Source organism: Stenotrophomonas sp. YJH_SMC_135, from assembly GCF_059372355.1.
The window spans coordinates 76,509-91,734 of sequence record NZ_JCAFVN010000006.1 but is presented as its reverse complement, the minus strand read 5'-3'; the positions used below and the strand labels follow the sequence as shown (position 1 = coordinate 91,734).

General features: G+C 63.1%; 21 protein-coding genes. 16 read left to right on the top strand and 5 right to left on the bottom strand.

Annotation, left to right across the window (positions count from 1 at the left end; all coding sequences use genetic code 11):
- Positions 1-21 precede the first annotated feature (21 nt).
- On the bottom strand, positions 22-975 hold the full coding sequence (locus AC5P98_RS18295; RefSeq protein WP_049407332.1) for an alpha/beta fold hydrolase: 954 nt from the start codon (positions 973-975) through the stop codon (positions 22-24).
- 168 nt (positions 976-1,143) lie between these two features.
- Between AC5P98_RS18295 and AC5P98_RS18290 the strand changes: the two genes are divergently transcribed.
- The 8 genes from AC5P98_RS18290 to AC5P98_RS18255 all read left to right on the top strand — a co-directional run bounded on the left by AC5P98_RS18290 (position 1,144) and on the right by AC5P98_RS18255 (position 8,805).
- Positions 1,144-1,713, top strand: coding sequence for a TetR/AcrR family transcriptional regulator (locus AC5P98_RS18290; protein ID WP_049407330.1), 570 nt, complete (start codon positions 1,144-1,146; stop codon positions 1,711-1,713).
- 115 nt (positions 1,714-1,828) lie between these two features.
- Positions 1,829-2,251 (top strand): nuclear transport factor 2 family protein, encoded by a 423-nt coding sequence (locus AC5P98_RS18285; protein WP_234413152.1) that lies wholly within the window; start codon positions 1,829-1,831, stop codon positions 2,249-2,251.
- A gap of 79 nt (positions 2,252-2,330) precedes the next feature.
- The gene (locus tag AC5P98_RS18280; RefSeq protein WP_099475644.1) at positions 2,331-3,059 is read left to right on the top strand and encodes a hypothetical protein; all 729 of its coding nucleotides are present in this window, start codon (positions 2,331-2,333) and stop codon (positions 3,057-3,059) included.
- A gap of 233 nt (positions 3,060-3,292) precedes the next feature.
- The gene (paoA, locus tag AC5P98_RS18275; protein ID WP_495230151.1) at positions 3,293-3,940 is read left to right on the top strand and encodes an aldehyde dehydrogenase iron-sulfur subunit PaoA; all 648 of its coding nucleotides are present in this window, start codon (positions 3,293-3,295) and stop codon (positions 3,938-3,940) included.
- Positions 3,937-4,887 carry an FAD binding domain-containing protein gene (locus tag AC5P98_RS18270; RefSeq protein WP_014647153.1) on the top strand — a complete coding sequence of 317 codons (951 nt, stop codon included), beginning with the start codon at positions 3,937-3,939 and terminating at the stop codon, positions 4,885-4,887. The genes paoA and AC5P98_RS18270 overlap by 4 nt, the downstream gene beginning before the upstream one ends.
- Positions 4,887-7,091: an aldehyde oxidoreductase molybdenum-binding subunit PaoC gene (paoC, locus tag AC5P98_RS18265; RefSeq protein WP_262085378.1), complete on the top strand. Its 2,205-nt coding sequence runs from the start codon at positions 4,887-4,889 to the stop codon at positions 7,089-7,091. Before AC5P98_RS18270 ends, paoC begins: the two co-directional genes overlap by 1 nt.
- An 8-nt stretch (positions 7,092-7,099) precedes the next feature.
- A complete protein-coding gene (locus AC5P98_RS18260; protein ID WP_099475641.1) occupies positions 7,100-8,161 on the top strand; it encodes an XdhC/CoxI family protein in 1,062 nt (353 codons plus the stop codon).
- Positions 8,137-8,805 (top strand): nucleotidyltransferase family protein, encoded by a 669-nt coding sequence (locus AC5P98_RS18255; protein WP_099475640.1) that lies wholly within the window; start codon positions 8,137-8,139, stop codon positions 8,803-8,805. The genes AC5P98_RS18260 and AC5P98_RS18255 overlap by 25 nt, the downstream gene beginning before the upstream one ends.
- Before the next feature lie 61 nt (positions 8,806-8,866).
- Here the strand turns inward: AC5P98_RS18255 and AC5P98_RS18250 are convergent, their stop codons facing one another.
- Complete coding sequence (locus tag AC5P98_RS18250; protein ID WP_099475639.1) at positions 8,867-9,337, bottom strand: hypothetical protein; 471 nt, start codon at positions 9,335-9,337, stop codon at positions 8,867-8,869.
- The gene (locus AC5P98_RS18245) at positions 9,338-9,694 is read right to left on the bottom strand and encodes a hypothetical protein (protein ID WP_099475638.1); all 357 of its coding nucleotides are present in this window, start codon (positions 9,692-9,694) and stop codon (positions 9,338-9,340) included.
- Positions 9,695-10,444: 750 nt separating this feature from the next.
- On the opposite strand from AC5P98_RS18245, the gene AC5P98_RS18240 reads away from it, so the two are divergent.
- The 3 genes from AC5P98_RS18240 (at position 10,445) to AC5P98_RS18230 (ending at position 12,134) form a co-directional block, all read left to right on the top strand.
- Positions 10,445-11,107, top strand: coding sequence for a hypothetical protein (locus AC5P98_RS18240; protein WP_262085326.1), 663 nt, complete (start codon positions 10,445-10,447; stop codon positions 11,105-11,107).
- Between the two features lie 67 nt (positions 11,108-11,174).
- Positions 11,175-11,870, top strand: a complete 696-nt coding sequence (locus AC5P98_RS18235; RefSeq protein ID WP_143570033.1) for a hypothetical protein — start codon at positions 11,175-11,177, stop codon at positions 11,868-11,870.
- 30 nt (positions 11,871-11,900) lie between these two features.
- The gene (locus AC5P98_RS18230; protein WP_099475810.1) at positions 11,901-12,134 is read left to right on the top strand and encodes a hypothetical protein; all 234 of its coding nucleotides are present in this window, start codon (positions 11,901-11,903) and stop codon (positions 12,132-12,134) included.
- A gap of 25 nt (positions 12,135-12,159) precedes the next feature.
- Here AC5P98_RS18230 and AC5P98_RS18225 read toward each other — a convergent pair whose 3' ends face one another.
- Both AC5P98_RS18225 and AC5P98_RS18220 read right to left on the bottom strand, forming a co-directional pair.
- A complete protein-coding gene (locus AC5P98_RS18225; protein WP_401732953.1) occupies positions 12,160-12,378 on the bottom strand; it encodes a DUF3693 domain-containing protein in 219 nt (72 codons plus the stop codon).
- A 336-nt stretch (positions 12,379-12,714) separates the two neighbouring features.
- Positions 12,715-13,086 (bottom strand): DUF3693 domain-containing protein, encoded by a 372-nt coding sequence (locus tag AC5P98_RS18220; RefSeq protein WP_495230141.1) that lies wholly within the window; start codon positions 13,084-13,086, stop codon positions 12,715-12,717.
- A 137-nt stretch (positions 13,087-13,223) separates the two neighbouring features.
- Here AC5P98_RS18220 and AC5P98_RS18215 point away from each other — a divergent pair, with 137 nt between their 5' ends.
- The 5 genes from AC5P98_RS18215 to AC5P98_RS18195 all read left to right on the top strand — a co-directional run bounded on the left by AC5P98_RS18215 (position 13,224) and on the right by AC5P98_RS18195 (position 15,183).
- Positions 13,224-13,622 carry a hypothetical protein gene (locus AC5P98_RS18215; protein WP_164093702.1) on the top strand — a complete coding sequence of 133 codons (399 nt, stop codon included), beginning with the start codon at positions 13,224-13,226 and terminating at the stop codon, positions 13,620-13,622.
- On the top strand, positions 13,612-14,361 hold the full coding sequence (locus tag AC5P98_RS18210; RefSeq protein ID WP_458242291.1) for a rolling circle replication-associated protein: 750 nt from the start codon (positions 13,612-13,614) through the stop codon (positions 14,359-14,361). The genes AC5P98_RS18215 and AC5P98_RS18210 overlap by 11 nt, the downstream gene beginning before the upstream one ends.
- Positions 14,362-14,434: 73 nt before the next feature.
- Positions 14,435-14,734 carry a hypothetical protein gene (locus AC5P98_RS18205; protein WP_495230139.1) on the top strand — a complete coding sequence of 100 codons (300 nt, stop codon included), beginning with the start codon at positions 14,435-14,437 and terminating at the stop codon, positions 14,732-14,734.
- A 3-nt stretch (positions 14,735-14,737) separates the two neighbouring features.
- Positions 14,738-14,941 (top strand): hypothetical protein, encoded by a 204-nt coding sequence (locus AC5P98_RS18200; protein ID WP_049405305.1) that lies wholly within the window; start codon positions 14,738-14,740, stop codon positions 14,939-14,941.
- Between the two features lie 8 nt (positions 14,942-14,949).
- The gene (locus AC5P98_RS18195; RefSeq protein WP_164214004.1) at positions 14,950-15,183 is read left to right on the top strand and encodes a major capsid protein; all 234 of its coding nucleotides are present in this window, start codon (positions 14,950-14,952) and stop codon (positions 15,181-15,183) included.
- Positions 15,184-15,226 lie beyond the last annotated feature (43 nt).

Here is a 15,226-nt window from a genome sequence, read left to right as displayed (position 1 = left end):
CCGCGCCGGAGCCTTGGCCACTCACTTTTCCTGCAGGAACGTCAGCAGGTCCTGGTTGACCTTGTCCTTGTGGGTGTCGGTCAGGCCATGCGGCGCACCCGGGTAGACAATCAGCCTGGCGCCCTTGATCAGTTTCGCTGACTGGCGGCCAGAGATATCGATCGGCACGATCTGGTCGTCGTCACCGTGGATCACCAGGGTGGGGACATCGAACTTCTTCAGGTCGGCGCGGAAATCGGTGGCCGAGAACGCGGCGATCGAATCGTAGGTGTTCTTGTGGCCGCCCTGCATGCCCTGCGCCCACCACGCATCGATCAGCCCCTGCGACACCTTCGCACCGGGGCGGTTGAAGCCATAGAACGGGCCCGACGGAATGTCCCGGTACAGCTGCGCGCGGTTATCCATCTGCGCCTTGCGGATGCCATCGAACACTTCGATCGGCAGGCCGTTGGGGTTGTCGGCGGTCTTCAGCATGAACGGCGGCACCGAGCTGATCAGCACGGCCTTCTTGACCCGGCCGGTGCCATGCCGGCCGATGTAGCGCGCCACTTCGCCACCACCGGTGGAGAAGCCCACCAGGGTCACATCGTGCAGGTCCAGTGTGTTGATCACCGTGGCCAGGTCATCGGCGTAGTGATCCATGTCGTTGCCGTCCCACGGCTGGCTGGAGCGCCCGTGGCCGCGACGGTCATGCGCGATGACGCGGTAGCCGTGGTTGGCCAGGAAGATCATCTGCGATTCCCAGCTGTCCGAGTTCAACGGCCAGCCGTGGCTGAAGGTCACGACCGGGCCGTCCTTCGGGCCCCAGTCCTTGTAGTACAGCTGCACGCCGTCGGCGGTGGTGATGTAGCTGGCGGTGCGCGCGATGGCGGTGACCGGAGCCGGCTTGGCCGGTTCGGCTGCCTGCGCGGACAGGCCGGCCTGGACCGAGAGGGCGAGGGCGGCAACGGCGAGGGTACGGGCGAAGGTGTTCATGCGGAAACTCTCATGGGTGGGTGGTGAGACGTACTTTGCGCCTGGAATCAGGCGTCCGGGTGATGAACTGTCCTGATTTCTTGATATATCGTCTTGCACGGATGTGCGCGTACGAATCGATCGCGATCGCCTGTTGACAGGGTAGAACGCCCGTTCTACCTTGCAGCCATGAGCAAGCTCACCACCGACACCCAACAGAAGATCCTGGCCACGGCCGAGGCGCTGATCTACCAGAACGGGATCCACGCCACCGGCATGGACCTGCTGGTGAAGACCTCGGGCGTAGCGCGCAAGAGCATCTACCGCCACTTCGAGAACAAGGACGACGTGGCCGCCGCTGCATTGAAGGCGCGCGACGTGCGCTGGTTGGCCTGGTTCCGGCATGAGTGCGAGAAGGCGGACACCCCGGAAGCACGCCTCCTCGGCATGTTCACCGTGCTCAAGAACTGGTTCCAGTCCGAGGGCTATCGCGGTTGCGCCTTCATCAATACCGCGGGGGAGGTCGGCGACGCGGCCGATCCGATCCGGGAAATCGCGCGGAATCACAAGCAGAAGCTGCTCGATTACATGCTGGAACTTACCGGACAACTGGATGTGGAGCAGCCGGCGGCATTGGCTCGTCAGCTGCTGGTCCTGATGGAAGGCGCCATCACCCTGTCGCGTGTGATGGGTGATTACGGCGCCGCAGACACCGCGAAGGACGTTGCGAAGCTGTTGTTGGAACAGGCCAAGCGTTAGCGCCTGGGTACACCAGATCCTTTGAAGCAACCGTATATCCATTTCGATTGGAGGTCTCCCCGTGTCCGCAGAACAACCCCGTCCGCCACTTCCTCCGTTCACCCTTGAATCGGCCATGCAGAAGGTGCGCCTTGCCGAGGATGGCTGGAATTCCCGCGATGCCGACAAGGTGTCGCTTGCCTATTCGCTCGACACCCAGTGGCGTAACCGTGCCGAATTCACCAATGGCCGGGAGGAAGCCCGGCAGTTCCTGGCACGCAAATGGAACAAGGAACTCGAGTACCGCCTGATCAAGGAGCTGTGGGCCTTTACCGAAAACCGCATTGCTGTCCGCTACGCGTACGAATGGCACGACGACTCCGGCAACTGGTTCCGTTCCTATGGCAATGAGAACTGGGAATTCGGCGCGGATGGCCTGATGCAGCGCCGCTTCTCGTGCATCAACGACCTGCCGGTCAAGGAAAGCGACCGCAAGTTCCATTGGCCGCTGGGGCGTCGCCCGGATGATCATCCGGGGTTGTCGGAGCTGGGTATGTGATTCCCGCTGAGGCGCCTTCCGAAGCGCGCTCAGGTACGATGGGGCGGCCGGCATCTGCGCCGGCCGGGGCAGGGGTGCAATGGACATGCAGGCAGGGGGCGGCGTCGATCCGCCGGCAACGACCGATTCGCAGGAACTGACATTCCACTGGCTCTATCAGCGAGTGCAGGGGCTGGTTGAGCACAGCATCTATCCGAAGGCGGGCAGGGTGGAGACGTGGGCGTTCCGCATCGGCATGGGTGCGGCGATCATCGGCATTCTCACAGGCCAGGTTCCGGATCGATGGCTGCCTGTTGGCGTAGTGCTCCAGGTGGTTGTTGCCTGCCTGGCAATCGAAATTGGAGGGTTCATTGTCGGGGGCGTCCTGGCCGCCCGCAGGGGCATTCGCCAGTTCAGTCAGCCTCGGCTCTCGCACGCGCGGGAGATGGATGGCGATTTCGCGCACTGGCAAGCGGTGGTGACCGAGCTTCGCGGATTCCCGCGCGTCCAGCGCGAGCGGCGCCTCAAGTACGTCAGTCACCTGCGCACAAACATGATTGAGCGCATGGGCATGATGTATGGCGGGCTGCAGCGGCTTGGACCATTCCCGCTGTTGATTGCCCTCTACCTGCAGTTCCGCGGATGGAAATGGGGCGACTGGGCGGGCGCTTTCGACGTTGGCCTGCTGGGCGCACTGCTTATCTTCGCCATGGTGCTGCTGTACCTGCTGGGCTGGATGCTGATCGGCCTTCGCACCAGGCTGGATACCTACGTGGCATTGTTGGAGGGCTCTATCCACGAGCCCGAACCCTCGAAGCCAGCGCCGTGAGGGACAAACAGAACTGTGAGCCATCCGGTGAGGCATGCGCATGGCTCAAGAGTGCCGCGCTGAAGAGTAAAAGTCGCGGTTGCCTGCATTGGTCGGATCGTACATGTCGCCGACTTCACAGGCCTGTACCCCGCAGATGGGCATAGTGCCCCTTGGGTAGTGTGAGCGCGTCCATCCAGCCACGGGATTTTCCCGAACGCCAGGAGGTCACTGTGCCAAGTTGTGATGAAGGAATGAAGTTGACGCGTCGCCAGGTGATCGCCGGCGGCGTCACGACCGTGGCAATGTCCGCCGCACCGGGGGCGTCATCGCTCGCCGCCGAACTGGCGACGCCCCCGCCGCCCAGGCCGCCGGTCATCAACACGGTGGCCTTCACCATCAACGGCAAGCGGCGGGAGCTTGAACTCGACACCCGGACCACGCTGCTCGATGCCCTGCGCGAACATCTGAAGCTGACCGGGACCAAGAAGGGCTGCGATCACGGTCAATGCGGTGCCTGTACCGTGCTGGTCAACGGTGAGCGCATCAATGCCTGCCTCAGCCTGGCGGTGCAGCACCAGGGCGATGCCATCACCACCATCGAAGGACTCGGAACCCCCGATGACCTGCATCCGATGCAGGCCGCCTTCATCAAGCATGACGGCTACCAGTGCGGGTACTGCACGCCGGGGCAGATCTGCTCGGCGGTGGCGGTACTGGACGAGATCAAGCGGGGTGTCCCCAGCCATGTGCAGGCAAACGTCAGCGCACGGCCCCGGGCCACCAACATGGAGATGCGCGAACGCATGAGCGGCAACCTCTGCCGCTGCGGGGCCTATTCCAACATTGCCGAGGCGATGGAAGAGGTTGCTGGCGTGACCTCTGCAGGGAGGCGCTCATGAGGGCCTTCAGTTACGAACGCGCCAAATCCCCGGCCGAGGCCGCCAAGGCCGTCGCCGGTACCGAGGGCGCGAAGTTCCTGGCCGGAGGGACCAACCTGCTCGACCTGATGAAGCTTGAGGTCGAGACGCCAGCGCACCTGGTCGATGTGCAGGACATCGGCCTGGACAGGATCGAACCCACCGACGAGGGCGGCCTGCGCATCGGCACGCTGGTCACCAATACCGCGCTGGCCTCGCATGAGCGCGTGCGCCGCGACTACGCGGTGCTGACCCGCGCGATCGTGGCAGGCGCCTCCGGGCAGCTGCGCAACAAAGCCACCACCGGCGGCAACCTGCTGCAGCGCACGCGCTGCCCGTATTTCTACGATCCCCATCTGCCCTGCAACAAGCGCCTGCCCGGATCAGGGTGCGGCGCACTCGAGGGGTTCTCCCGGCAGATGGGCGTGATCGGCACATCGGACAGCTGCATCGCGACCTATCCGGGCGACATGGCGGTGGCCCTGCGGGTGCTGGACGCCTCGATCCAGACCGTCAGCGGTGACGGCAGTACGCGCAGCATCCCGATTGCCGATTTCCATCGTTCCCCCGGCGACAGGCCGCAGCAGGACAACGTGCTGCAGCGCGGTGAGCTGATCACCCACGTCACGCTGCCGAAGCCCCTGGGCGGTCGGCACGTGTACCACAAGGTACGTGACCGCGCGTCCTATGCGTTCGCACTGGTGTCGGTCGCTGCGGTCGTGCAGCGAGACGGTTCGGCGCGGTTCGCCTTCGGTGGAGTTGCGCCGAAGCCGTGGCGCGTCGAGGCAGCCGAACCGCTGCTGCGCGATGGCGTAAAGGCCGCGACCCGGCAGGTGTTCGCCGGCGCCCGTCCGACGCCGGAGAACGCGTTCAAGATCGCGCTCGCCGAGCGCACCCTCGCGGCCGTGCTGGTGGAAGGAGAGCGCTGATGCCCCTTCAATTCAACGCCCCCGCCGGCGACAACCTGTTCGACAAGGCCAAGGTCGTCGGCAAACCGACGCCGCGCATCGACGGTCCGCGCAAGACCACCGGCACCGCCCCCTATGCCTACGAGCGCCATGACGTGGCGCCGAACCAGGCCTACGGCTACATCGTCGGTGCGGGTATCGGCAAGGGGCGCATCATTTCGATGGATGCCTCCCGCGCACGTGCCGCGCCCGGCGTACTGGCGGTCATCACCGCACCGGAAACCAAGCCGGTCGGCAAATCGAACTGGAACAACGCGCCGTTGTTCGGCGGACCCGAAGTGGCCCACTACCACCAGGCCATCGCCTGCGTGGTGGCAGAGACTTTCGAGCAGGCCCGCGCCGCCGCGGCGCTGATCCGCACCCGCTACGAGCGCAGCAAGGGCCGCTTCGATTTCCCGGCCCTGGCACCGACCGCGCCGCTGGCAAAGGGGCGTGACGGCAAGCCCGACCGGCAGGCGCTGGGCGATTTCGACACCGCCTACGCGAGCGCCGCGGTCAAGCTCGACGAGACTTATCACACCTCCGACGAAAGTCATTCGATGATGGAGCCGCACGCCACCATCGCCGCCTGGGAGGGTGACACGCTCACGCTGTGGACGGCGAACCAGATGATCGACTGGGCCAGGCAGGGCATGGCGGCGATCCTCGGCATCGATCCTGCCAAGGTGCGCGTGGACTCGCCCTATGTCGGCGGCGGCTTCGGCGGCAAGCTGTTCATCCGCGCCGACGCGGTGCTGGCCGCGTTGGCGGCCAAGCAGGTGGGGCGACCGGTGAAGATCGCGCTGCAACGCCCGTTGATGCCCAACAACACCACGCACCGGCACGCCACCCTCCAGCGCGTGCGGATCGGCTGCGGAAAGGATGGCCGGATCTCCGCCATCGCCCATGAGAACTGGTCGGGCAACATCAACGGCGAGGATGGCGAAAACGGCACCCTGCAGACGCCCAAGCTCTATGCAGGCGCCAACCGCCTGGTGGCCAACTACATCGCCACGCTCGACATGCCCGAAGGCAATGCGATGCGCGCACCGGGTGAAGCACCGGGCCACATGGCGCTGGAAGTGGCGATGGACGAAATGGCCGAGAAGCTGGGCCTCGATCCGATCGCGTTCCGCATCCTCAACGAGCCCGAGGTCGTGCCCGGCGATCCGTCCAAGAAGTTCTCCGACCGCAACCTGGTGCGCTGCCTGCGCGAAGGCGCGGAGCGCTTCAACTGGAACAAGCGCAATGCCAAGCCGGCGCAGGTCAGGGAAGGGCATTGGCTGGTCGGCATGGGCGTGTCCGCGGGCTATCGCGGCGCACCGACGATGAAGTCGGCGGCGCGGGTCCGGCTTGACGGCCAGGGCGGGGTGGTTGTCGAGACCGACATGACCGACATCGGCACCGGCTCCTACACGATCATCGCGCAGACGGCAGCCGAGACCATGGGCGTGCCGCTGGACCAGGTCCAGGTCACCCTCGGTGACTCCCGTCATCCCGCCTCCGCCGGTTCCGGCGGCCAGTGGGGCGCGGCAAGCTCCACCGCGGGCGTGTACGCGGCGTGCGTCAGCCTGCGCCGCAAGGTGGGCGAGAAACTCGGCTTCGACGGCGACACCGCAAACTTCGCCAATGGCCGCATCCAGGCGGATGGGCGGACCATCACGCTGGCGGAGGCGGGAACCCTGTCGGCGGAGGACGGCATTGCCTTCGGCGACTTCAAACAAGGCTACGACGTCGGCACCTATGCAGGACATTTCTGCGAGGTCGCCGTGCATGCCTACACTGGAGAAACGCGCATTCGCCGCATGCTTGCCGTATGCGATGGCGGCCGGATCCTCAATCCGCTCTCCGCACGCAGCCAGGTCATCGGCGGGATGGTGATGGGTGCGGGCGCGACCCTGATGGAGGAGCTGGTGGTCGACAAACGGCTTGGTTTGTTCATCAACCACGACCTGGCCGGCTACGAGGTTCCCGTGCACGCCGACATCCCGTACCAGGAGGTGGTCTTCCTCGACACGCTGGATCCGGTGATCTCGCCGATGAAGGCCAAGGGTGTGGGTGAACTGGGCATCTGCGGGGTTGGCGCCGCGATCGCCAATGCGATCTACAACGCAACCGGCGTGCGCGTGCGCAGCTATCCCATCACCCTGGACAAGCTGTTGCCCGGCTTGCCCGACATAGGCTGACGTTGCGCATGGACCGACCCGTAGCCTCGCCCACTCTGGAGGTCTCCGCCGCAGGCGGAGGGGAGCCCGGCGATCTTGCCGAGGACCTGTCCGCAGCGCCGGGCTTCCTCGCCGAAGGCAGCCCGCGCGGCGTGCTCGAGACGGCCTTGACGCGCATGCGTGCGGGGGAGCACGCCGTGCTCGCGCTGGTGCTGGAAACCGATGGCTCCACCTACGCCGGTGCCGGCGACATGGTGCTGTTCTGCAACGGCAGCCAGGTCGGCTGGCTGAGCGGCGGATGCCTGGAGCCCGAGCTCGCGCGACGCGCGGAGCAGGTGAGCGCGGCAGGGCGGGTCGACTGGATCGAGATCGACACCCGCAGTGACGACGACCTGTTGAGCGGATCCGCGCTCGGCTGCCGCGGCCGGCTTCGGATTGCGCTGCTGCCATTGCGTGCCATGGCAGGCATCGACGACGTGATCGAGGCTTGGTTGCGCGAGGGCGTGTCACTCCAGCGCGACCTTCGCACGTCGGGGCAGGTCGTTTTCCGTGCCGGCCATCGCGAGCAGGCGTGGCAGCTGCATCCGATGGAGGGTACGCAGCCCTTTGGCGAGGGTGCGTGGTGTTTGCCGTTGCCTCGGCTTCCGCGGGCCCTGGTGTTGGGGGGCGGTCCCGAAACGCCCTTCCTGGTTCCGCTGCTGCGCGGCCTGGGGTGGCGGGTCAGCGTGGCCGAACGTCGAGCGCGCTGGGCCTCAGCCGGGCAGTGCGCGGATGCGCATCTTCAGACCAGCCCGGCCGAGGCCCTTCATGGCGACCCGTGCGACGCGGCACTGGTGATGCATCACGATTTCGAACTGGACCGGGAGGCGCTGGTGGCCCTGGCTGATACCAACGTCGCGTTCATTGGACTGCTGGGTCCGCGGCGAAGGCGCGAGGACCTGTTCAAGCTGCTGACACCGGATCAGCGCCACCGCCTTTCCCCCAGACTTCGATCACCGGTCGGCCTGAACATCGGCGGCCGAGGGCCAGAGGCGATTTCGCTCAGCATCGCCGCGCAGCTGCAGCAATGGCGAGGCGCGCACGGCAGGTGACTGACGCGCATGCGATCGTCGTGCTTGCTGCCGGCGGGAGCACCCGACTTGGCCAGCCCAAGCAGCTTCTGACCCGGCAGGGCGAGACCCTGGTACATCGCGTGGTGCGGTTGGCGCGGGATCTCGCACCAGCGCAGGTACTGGTCGTGGTGGGCGCGAACGCACAGGCAGTGACATCCAGCATTGCCGGGCTGGACGCCACGCCGGTAACCAATCCCCACTGGGAACGCGGCCTGGCGAGCAGTCTGCAGGTTGCCGGCGCACACCTGCTGCCCACGGTGACCGCGGTGATGGTCGTGGCATGCGACCAGCCCGCAATCGAGAGCTTGCATCTGCAGGCGCTGCTTTCGGGTGCCCGCGCCGCAGCGTCAACGTGCGCGGGCACCCGCCACGCAAATGCGCTTGGCGTTCCCGCAGTCGTGCCGCGCGCCTGGTTCACCCCTGTCGGTACAGCCGGTGACCGGGGCTTCGGAGCGCGCCTGCGGCAACTTCCTGTCGATACGGTGCATGTCCTGCAGGCACCGGAACTGGGCCTGGATATCGATACGCCAGAAGATCTTGCGCGTGCGCGCGATGCGGGCTGGATCGATGCTGGGGTTGAGTCGCACGATCACGGTGCCAACGCCCGTCGCGCAGGTGACTAGCGGTAGGGCCGGAGCCCGAACCCTCGCTGCCCGCAGCCCTGTAGAGTCGAGCCATCCTCGACTACGGCACGCCACATCGCGCCCCATCAGGCACATCACCAGCAAGAATCTGCAGCACCCGATCCAACAGAACAGGCTCCGGCACGCCAGCCAGTACCTGCTCCAGGTAATCCAACGGCTCCAACTGCCATTGGAGGAGCGCCCGCAACCGCACAACGGCGGGCGCACGCTGCTCCGCGTCCAGTGAGACCTGCAACAGCAGATGTTGCGGGAGCCTCTCCAGCCACAGCACGGGTATGCCTCGGCAATGAACCTGGAACTCGGCATCTCGATGCCGCTCGACGAACTGGAAGCCCTGTCGTGGCCGAGAGTCCACGAACTGCATCGCCTGGCGGCGCAACTGTGACAATCGATCGTCGTTGATGCTTTGGAACGCGACAGGCGAGGGCACCGGTGGCGCTGGCCACAGCGCCTGTGCCGCAACCACCGCCACAAGACAGAGCGCGTTGGCCGCCCAGCGGCACCACGCCACTCAGCCCTCCGGATGCAGCCGCGTACTGGCGTGTGCGGTAAGGCCGATTCCGGCCATGATCAGGCCCTCCATCACGCGCGGGCCGACGTATTGCTCCAGCTCGCCGTTCTCGCGGGCACGCTGCGCGGCCAGCAGGATCTCCAGCACCACGCGTAGCCCGGCCAGCGAGCAATCGGTATCCGCCAGGGCGATGCGTCGGCCGGGCATCTGATGGCGTTCCGGCCACGGCTGACCATCGGAGGCGGCGCCCGAGCCGATGCTGTGCAGCAGGGCGATGAGCGTATTCGGATCCAGCGCGGGGCTGTTCGCAGACGCGTCGTGGATCGGATGTGGGTCAGGGGAGTGGGGCTGGGTCATGGCTGGGCTCCTTGCGTGCATGCAGAAGCCGCCACCGATAAAGGTGGCGGACGATGCGTGGCTCGAAATCCGGTACGCGACTAGGCCCGGTGGGCACAGGGCCCCCACGCACCGCCCGCCATAGCCGGCCGACGGATTGCCAGCCGGCACCACAAAGCGTGGTGCCGGCTGACAAGCGCAAACTACAGTCGCGTTACCGGGATTTCGAGCCCCGGCCACCGGTGTATTGGTGGCACGAAAAGAAATACGCCCGGTCGTACGCGTTGCCAATGCAGTAAGGCCGATGCCGACACCACTTTCAACATTTTCAGAATTGTCGCATATGCTGCGACGTAGCTGAGGCCTTGCGCCGCAATGCTATCCCCGGTGTCGAAAGCGCACACCTGTGTGCTGTCGGTATCCACCCAGTCGAACCAAGAGCGAGGCGGATGCGACAAGATGGCTTAGGATTGCCAGCCATCAGCAGCTCTCCTGTACGGCTGCTTCTTCGTACATAGCCCGATTGCCATCCATCGAATGCGTGAGAGACGACACGAGCCTCCTCAGTTCCCTGACGCTACAACGAGCAAAATTTCGCCAAGAGAAGATCCTGTCAGTGACGTCGGGGCGCCTGGCATTTATTCCTATATCTATCAATGTCTTGTAGAGCATTTTGAACCTTGCTTCCGATGCATGACGCAACTGAAGTCGCATATTGACTTCAGACGGATCATTGAGCATAGTTTGTGAAAGCGCACAGAGGAGTTTCCCTTGAAAGCCAATGAGAAGGTAGGTCCGCTCAAGGCCAGCATGTCCGTTGTCTTGAAAGCCAATGAAGTGGTCGTCGCAGAAGTGGATGACGCGATACTGTGGAACGCAGTTTTTTCGGCGATAAACAGCGGTTCCTCGACATTGAACCCTATGACGCTTCCTAGCGCACAAACGCAAGCCATAGATGCTGAAAATACATCCAAAGTCCAGACCCAGCAGCAGACTCAGAACACACCAGTCGCCGAGCCCCTCAACAAATTTGCAAAAGAGCTAGGGGTAGAGCTCGATGTGCTCGTTGGCTCCTGCGATCCCACTTCTTCGGAGCCGCACCTGCGACTGGACTCCCATTGTTGGGAGCAAATGAAGAAGGAACTTCCTATGCGAGGGCCCAAGGCAGTCGCGCCGATTGTATTGGCTGCAACAGCTCTTTGCCTATGGGCCCGAAATGGTGGCATTGGCCCCGTTACCCAAGGACAAGCTCAGGGAGTCTTGGGAACAATTGGCCTTCGGGACCCCAACGCCTCGCGTGGCATAAAAAGCGCAGAGTGGCTTCAGTCTCGCCCTGGCGGCCAGGTTGTCTTGAATCCTGCGCAGGTCTCTAAGGCAATATTGATTACCAGCTGCTTCTGCAAGCAGGACTGGAGTGCTTGGAAATCCCTTTAATAGGTAGGGAATAGACGTGCCATATCGAGCCTTTCTTCTTCAAGTGGACGAATGTTGCAAGACCCAAATGGATCGAGCAATCGCGCTTCTGTGGCTCGCAGGCCGTGAGAATCCGTCGATCGGGCTGAGCGCGAAGAGTGTTGCGGAGATTCTTCGCTCGGCTGGACACCCGCAGCAGAACGTTTCGCGCTTAGACCGAATGCTTCGCGCTGACAAACGAACAGCAGTGGCCCCCGGAGGCGGCTGGTCGCTTCGGCCACCGGCAAGAAAGAAACTGGATGCGGATTATATAACCTATGTCGGACCGCCCGAGTTGCCAGCTAGCGACAGTGTAGTTCCGCTGGGGCTCGTCAATGGCACTCGAAACTACATCGAGAGAATCGCAGATCAGATCAACAAGAGCTTTGACTGCAAACTTTACGATTGCTGTGCCGTCATGTGCCGCAGGCTGCTTGAGACTCTCATTATTGAAATGTACGAACACCAGGGGCGAGAGGTAGAGATTAAGAAAGATGCTCACTATCAGCCGCTGAGTGAGCTTGTGGCTTACGTTGAGAGCGATCACAAGATATCGCTGAGCAGGATGGGACTCAAAGCCCTGAAGGAATTCAAGCGGCTAGGGGACCTTTCTGCACACAACAGACGTTACAACGCGCGCGAAAGTGATATCGCGCCGCTCCGAGATGGCATCCGTTTAGTGGTCGAAGAAATGCTGAACATCGCCAACCTCTATTCGAAGGCATCAAATTCAAAAGCGGCCTAGCTTGAATCGACGACGACCAAGGAGTGATAAATGGCAAGCTACAAGAACGCGAATTTCCTCGTTCACAATGACAGCGTTGCGTTCGATGCACTCCTACCCCCAGGAACGATCGCTCACAATTCTGGAATTTATCGTTGTTCGGGCTGCGGAAGTGAGATAGCAGCAAACAAAGACAATCCGTTACCACCGCAGAATCATCATCAGCACAGCGTTGGTCAAGGCCCAATCAAGTGGCAGCTAATTGTTTTTGCTGTGCATCACTAACAGCATCGCCTTACGGGATCATTGATCACGAAAGTGTGCGAGATGCGTATTGCTGGAGCTTCGGAAAGCTGACCATGCCGAGGCGGCGTGGACAGGCCTCGCCAAAGACCCAGCCCAAGCCCATCAGAATCTCGCATAGAATTAAAGCGTTCTGAGCCATGTAGGGCAGGGCGAAGCCTACAGTCAGGCATGCCACGGCCGTTGCAACCAAGCGCTTCCAGAAGGTCCGCTCGGGCGAAGTAATGGCCGGCTTTTCAGGCTCTGCATGCCCCTGGATACGGAGCGCATCACCTATTTTGCCCGATCCCGACAGATATCATCCCATACAGTCTTCGCGGTTTTCATAGCAGCCCCGAGAGCGTCTCTAGCGAGGATCATCTCGTCACCTTTCCAGCTGGACCGTGCAAGGGCTGCGCGTCATCTCCAGCAATTCAGAGCTGCGGTAACGATTCCGCCCAACAGCAAGAACACGCCAAGGGCCGGCTCATCCTTGTCGTGGGGGCCGACCGGAGCCAGAGCCAGAGCCACAGTCGCAGCCACTGCCAGTCCGAGTCCACGTACGCAAGTACTGCCCGGCACATCATTTCGCATAATGTATATCGTGCAAGGCATTACCAGCCTGCGGCATAGCCTGCACGTCGTGGGGTAGGGCAGTACCCACGAAGAGGCATAGCGCCATGACCACAGTGGCGAGTTTTTGCGCAATTCGGCGCCATGCGGCCTTTTCGTCCTCGGAATTGCTCCGCTCAGCCATTACGACAGCCGACCACATTTCCGGGCTGTCACCAATGTCCACGGCCATCCGCTCGATGTAGTGGATTTCCGCGTTTTTCCCTTGTTTCCAGAGGGAAACGGTCGCCCTGGACACGCCCAATGCCAGCGCACCAGCGTTGTCGCTCTGGATCTTCTGCACGTGCTTCCACCGGCAGAACAGGTCGTAGCTGGCGCTCATTGTCGATACCTACTTGACATGGGTGTACAGGGGTACTTTACAGTTCGTCCCGGTGTCGAGGAATCCTTGACACTCCCGCCAGTCGCTCCCCAAGACCGCTGGCGGGTTCTCTTGGGGCTTGGGGCAGGGGAACAGGGATGATTGATCCGCTCATTACCTTCGTGCTGCTGGTGGCCATCGCGGCCGTTTCCATTGGCAGCGCCAAACTCGTTTCGTGGTGCCTCGACCGGCGCGGGGAGTCTGCCCGTTGCAGTGCACGCGAAGCCGCCTTCGTAGCCCAGGCACGTGCCGAACTGGCCGCCACTGGGTGGACCGAAGATGACGAGTCCGCATACCAGCGCGACCCCTACGCCTACGACCGCGAACTGCAGAGGATGTGGGAGGCGTCGGATTTCATGGGCGGTCGCGATTACGACCTGGACCCGGTCACTCTTTCTGAAAAGCTCTATCAGGCAGAAATCGCCGCCACCAAGCGCGGCGATCTACTGGCCGCAGCAGAACTAGCTTGCATGCGCGGGCAGGGCGATGAGCCATGACGACTCACTACCCCAACAGTCCGTGCTACCTGTGCGGGGGCAGCCTACAGACCCTCCGGGCGACGGATGCGACGCTGAATTGCTGCACCAGCTGCGGCACGTTGATTACCAAGCGCAGGGATACGCCGAGCTACTCCAGCGGGTTCCCTGGCAACAGTTTTGGACGCTCACGTTCAAGCTCAGCAAGACCAGTCGAACAGGTGGCATGCACGAGGAAGCGGCTGATAAAGCGTTCCGCTACTTCGTCAGTTGCCTCAATCGCAGCATCTACGGTCCCAAGTGGGCATCGCGCTGGCATGGCGGCATTCAGTGGGCGCGGGGACAGGAGTTTCACCGCGATGGCCGCTTGCACTTCCACGCCGTTGCAGCTGCACCTACCGATGACCTCAACCGCCTCGCCAGCCGCTACGAGTGGCACGAATGGTGGTACCGCGAGTTCGGTCGCAATCGCATCGAAGCGCCGCGCAGCCAGGCGGACATTACCGGCTACGTAAGTAAGTACGTCACGAAAGGCGGTGTGGTCGATTTCTCGCGGAACTTCGGGGCATGGAACCCGCCGCCCATCGACTACACGCGCCGCCCAGAGCAAGACGCCTTGATCGCAGGCGACAGCAACACGCGATCCGATAGACCAGGGCGACACCTGGTCACCGGGCGGACTGATGCAAGCATCGCGCAACGGGGCAACAAGCGGTCCACCACATCTCCCTGCGGGGGGGTAGGGGGGGACTTAGCTTGACCCCACAGTACCGCCCGAAATTTGCCAACGACGAAACGACAAAGCCAATCAAACAGACCAAGGAATCGAACCGATGAACGCTCCGAAGATCACGATCAATACCGCCGTCGAAATCCGCTACGTCACCACCAAGAGCGGCATGCAGAAGCAGGTTCATTTCCAGCGCGCAACGTTAGAAACCGAAGCGATGCGCATCCAGGTGGAAGTGGAAGTTGACGGCCCCGAGAAGGGCTATCCGGTTGGTGCGGTTAAGGAATGGCATCTTGTTGCCGACCTCGTGCCCGGCCGCTTCGGTATCGAGCTGGCACGTCGCATGACGCTTGTTGATCCGCAGGGCGCAAAGCCCGGCACCCCGGCTAAGCAGGCTGCATAAGTCATGGCCGTGCTGATTCCCGCGTGCCGCGAAGCCGACTTGGACACGGCCACGGGGACCTGCACGGCTGTGATCTGGATTCCTCAACCGGCGCTGCTGCCGGAACTGCCGATTGAGGATGCTCAGGCCATTGGGGCAAAGATCGCGCTCTTGTGGGCCTTGGCGTACGTGTTCCGGCTCATCCGCAAGAAAATCGAACAGTCCTAGGAGGACACATGCACAAGATCTTCAACGCCCTGAAGGGCAAGGGTGCCGCTCTGGCAGTTGTTGGTACCGCCGCGCTGGCCTCGGCGCCGGCATTCGCCTCGGGCGGCAGTGGTGGCGTCGACGTGGGCAACGTGGTGACCGCGATTCAGGGTGCCGCCGCTCCCATCGCCGCCATCGGCGGTGCCGTGCTGACCGTGCTGGTCGGCATCAAGGTCTACAAGTGGGTGCGCCGCGCGATGTAACGGCAACCGGGGGGCAGGGCCGACTCCCTCCCCCCGGTCTTTT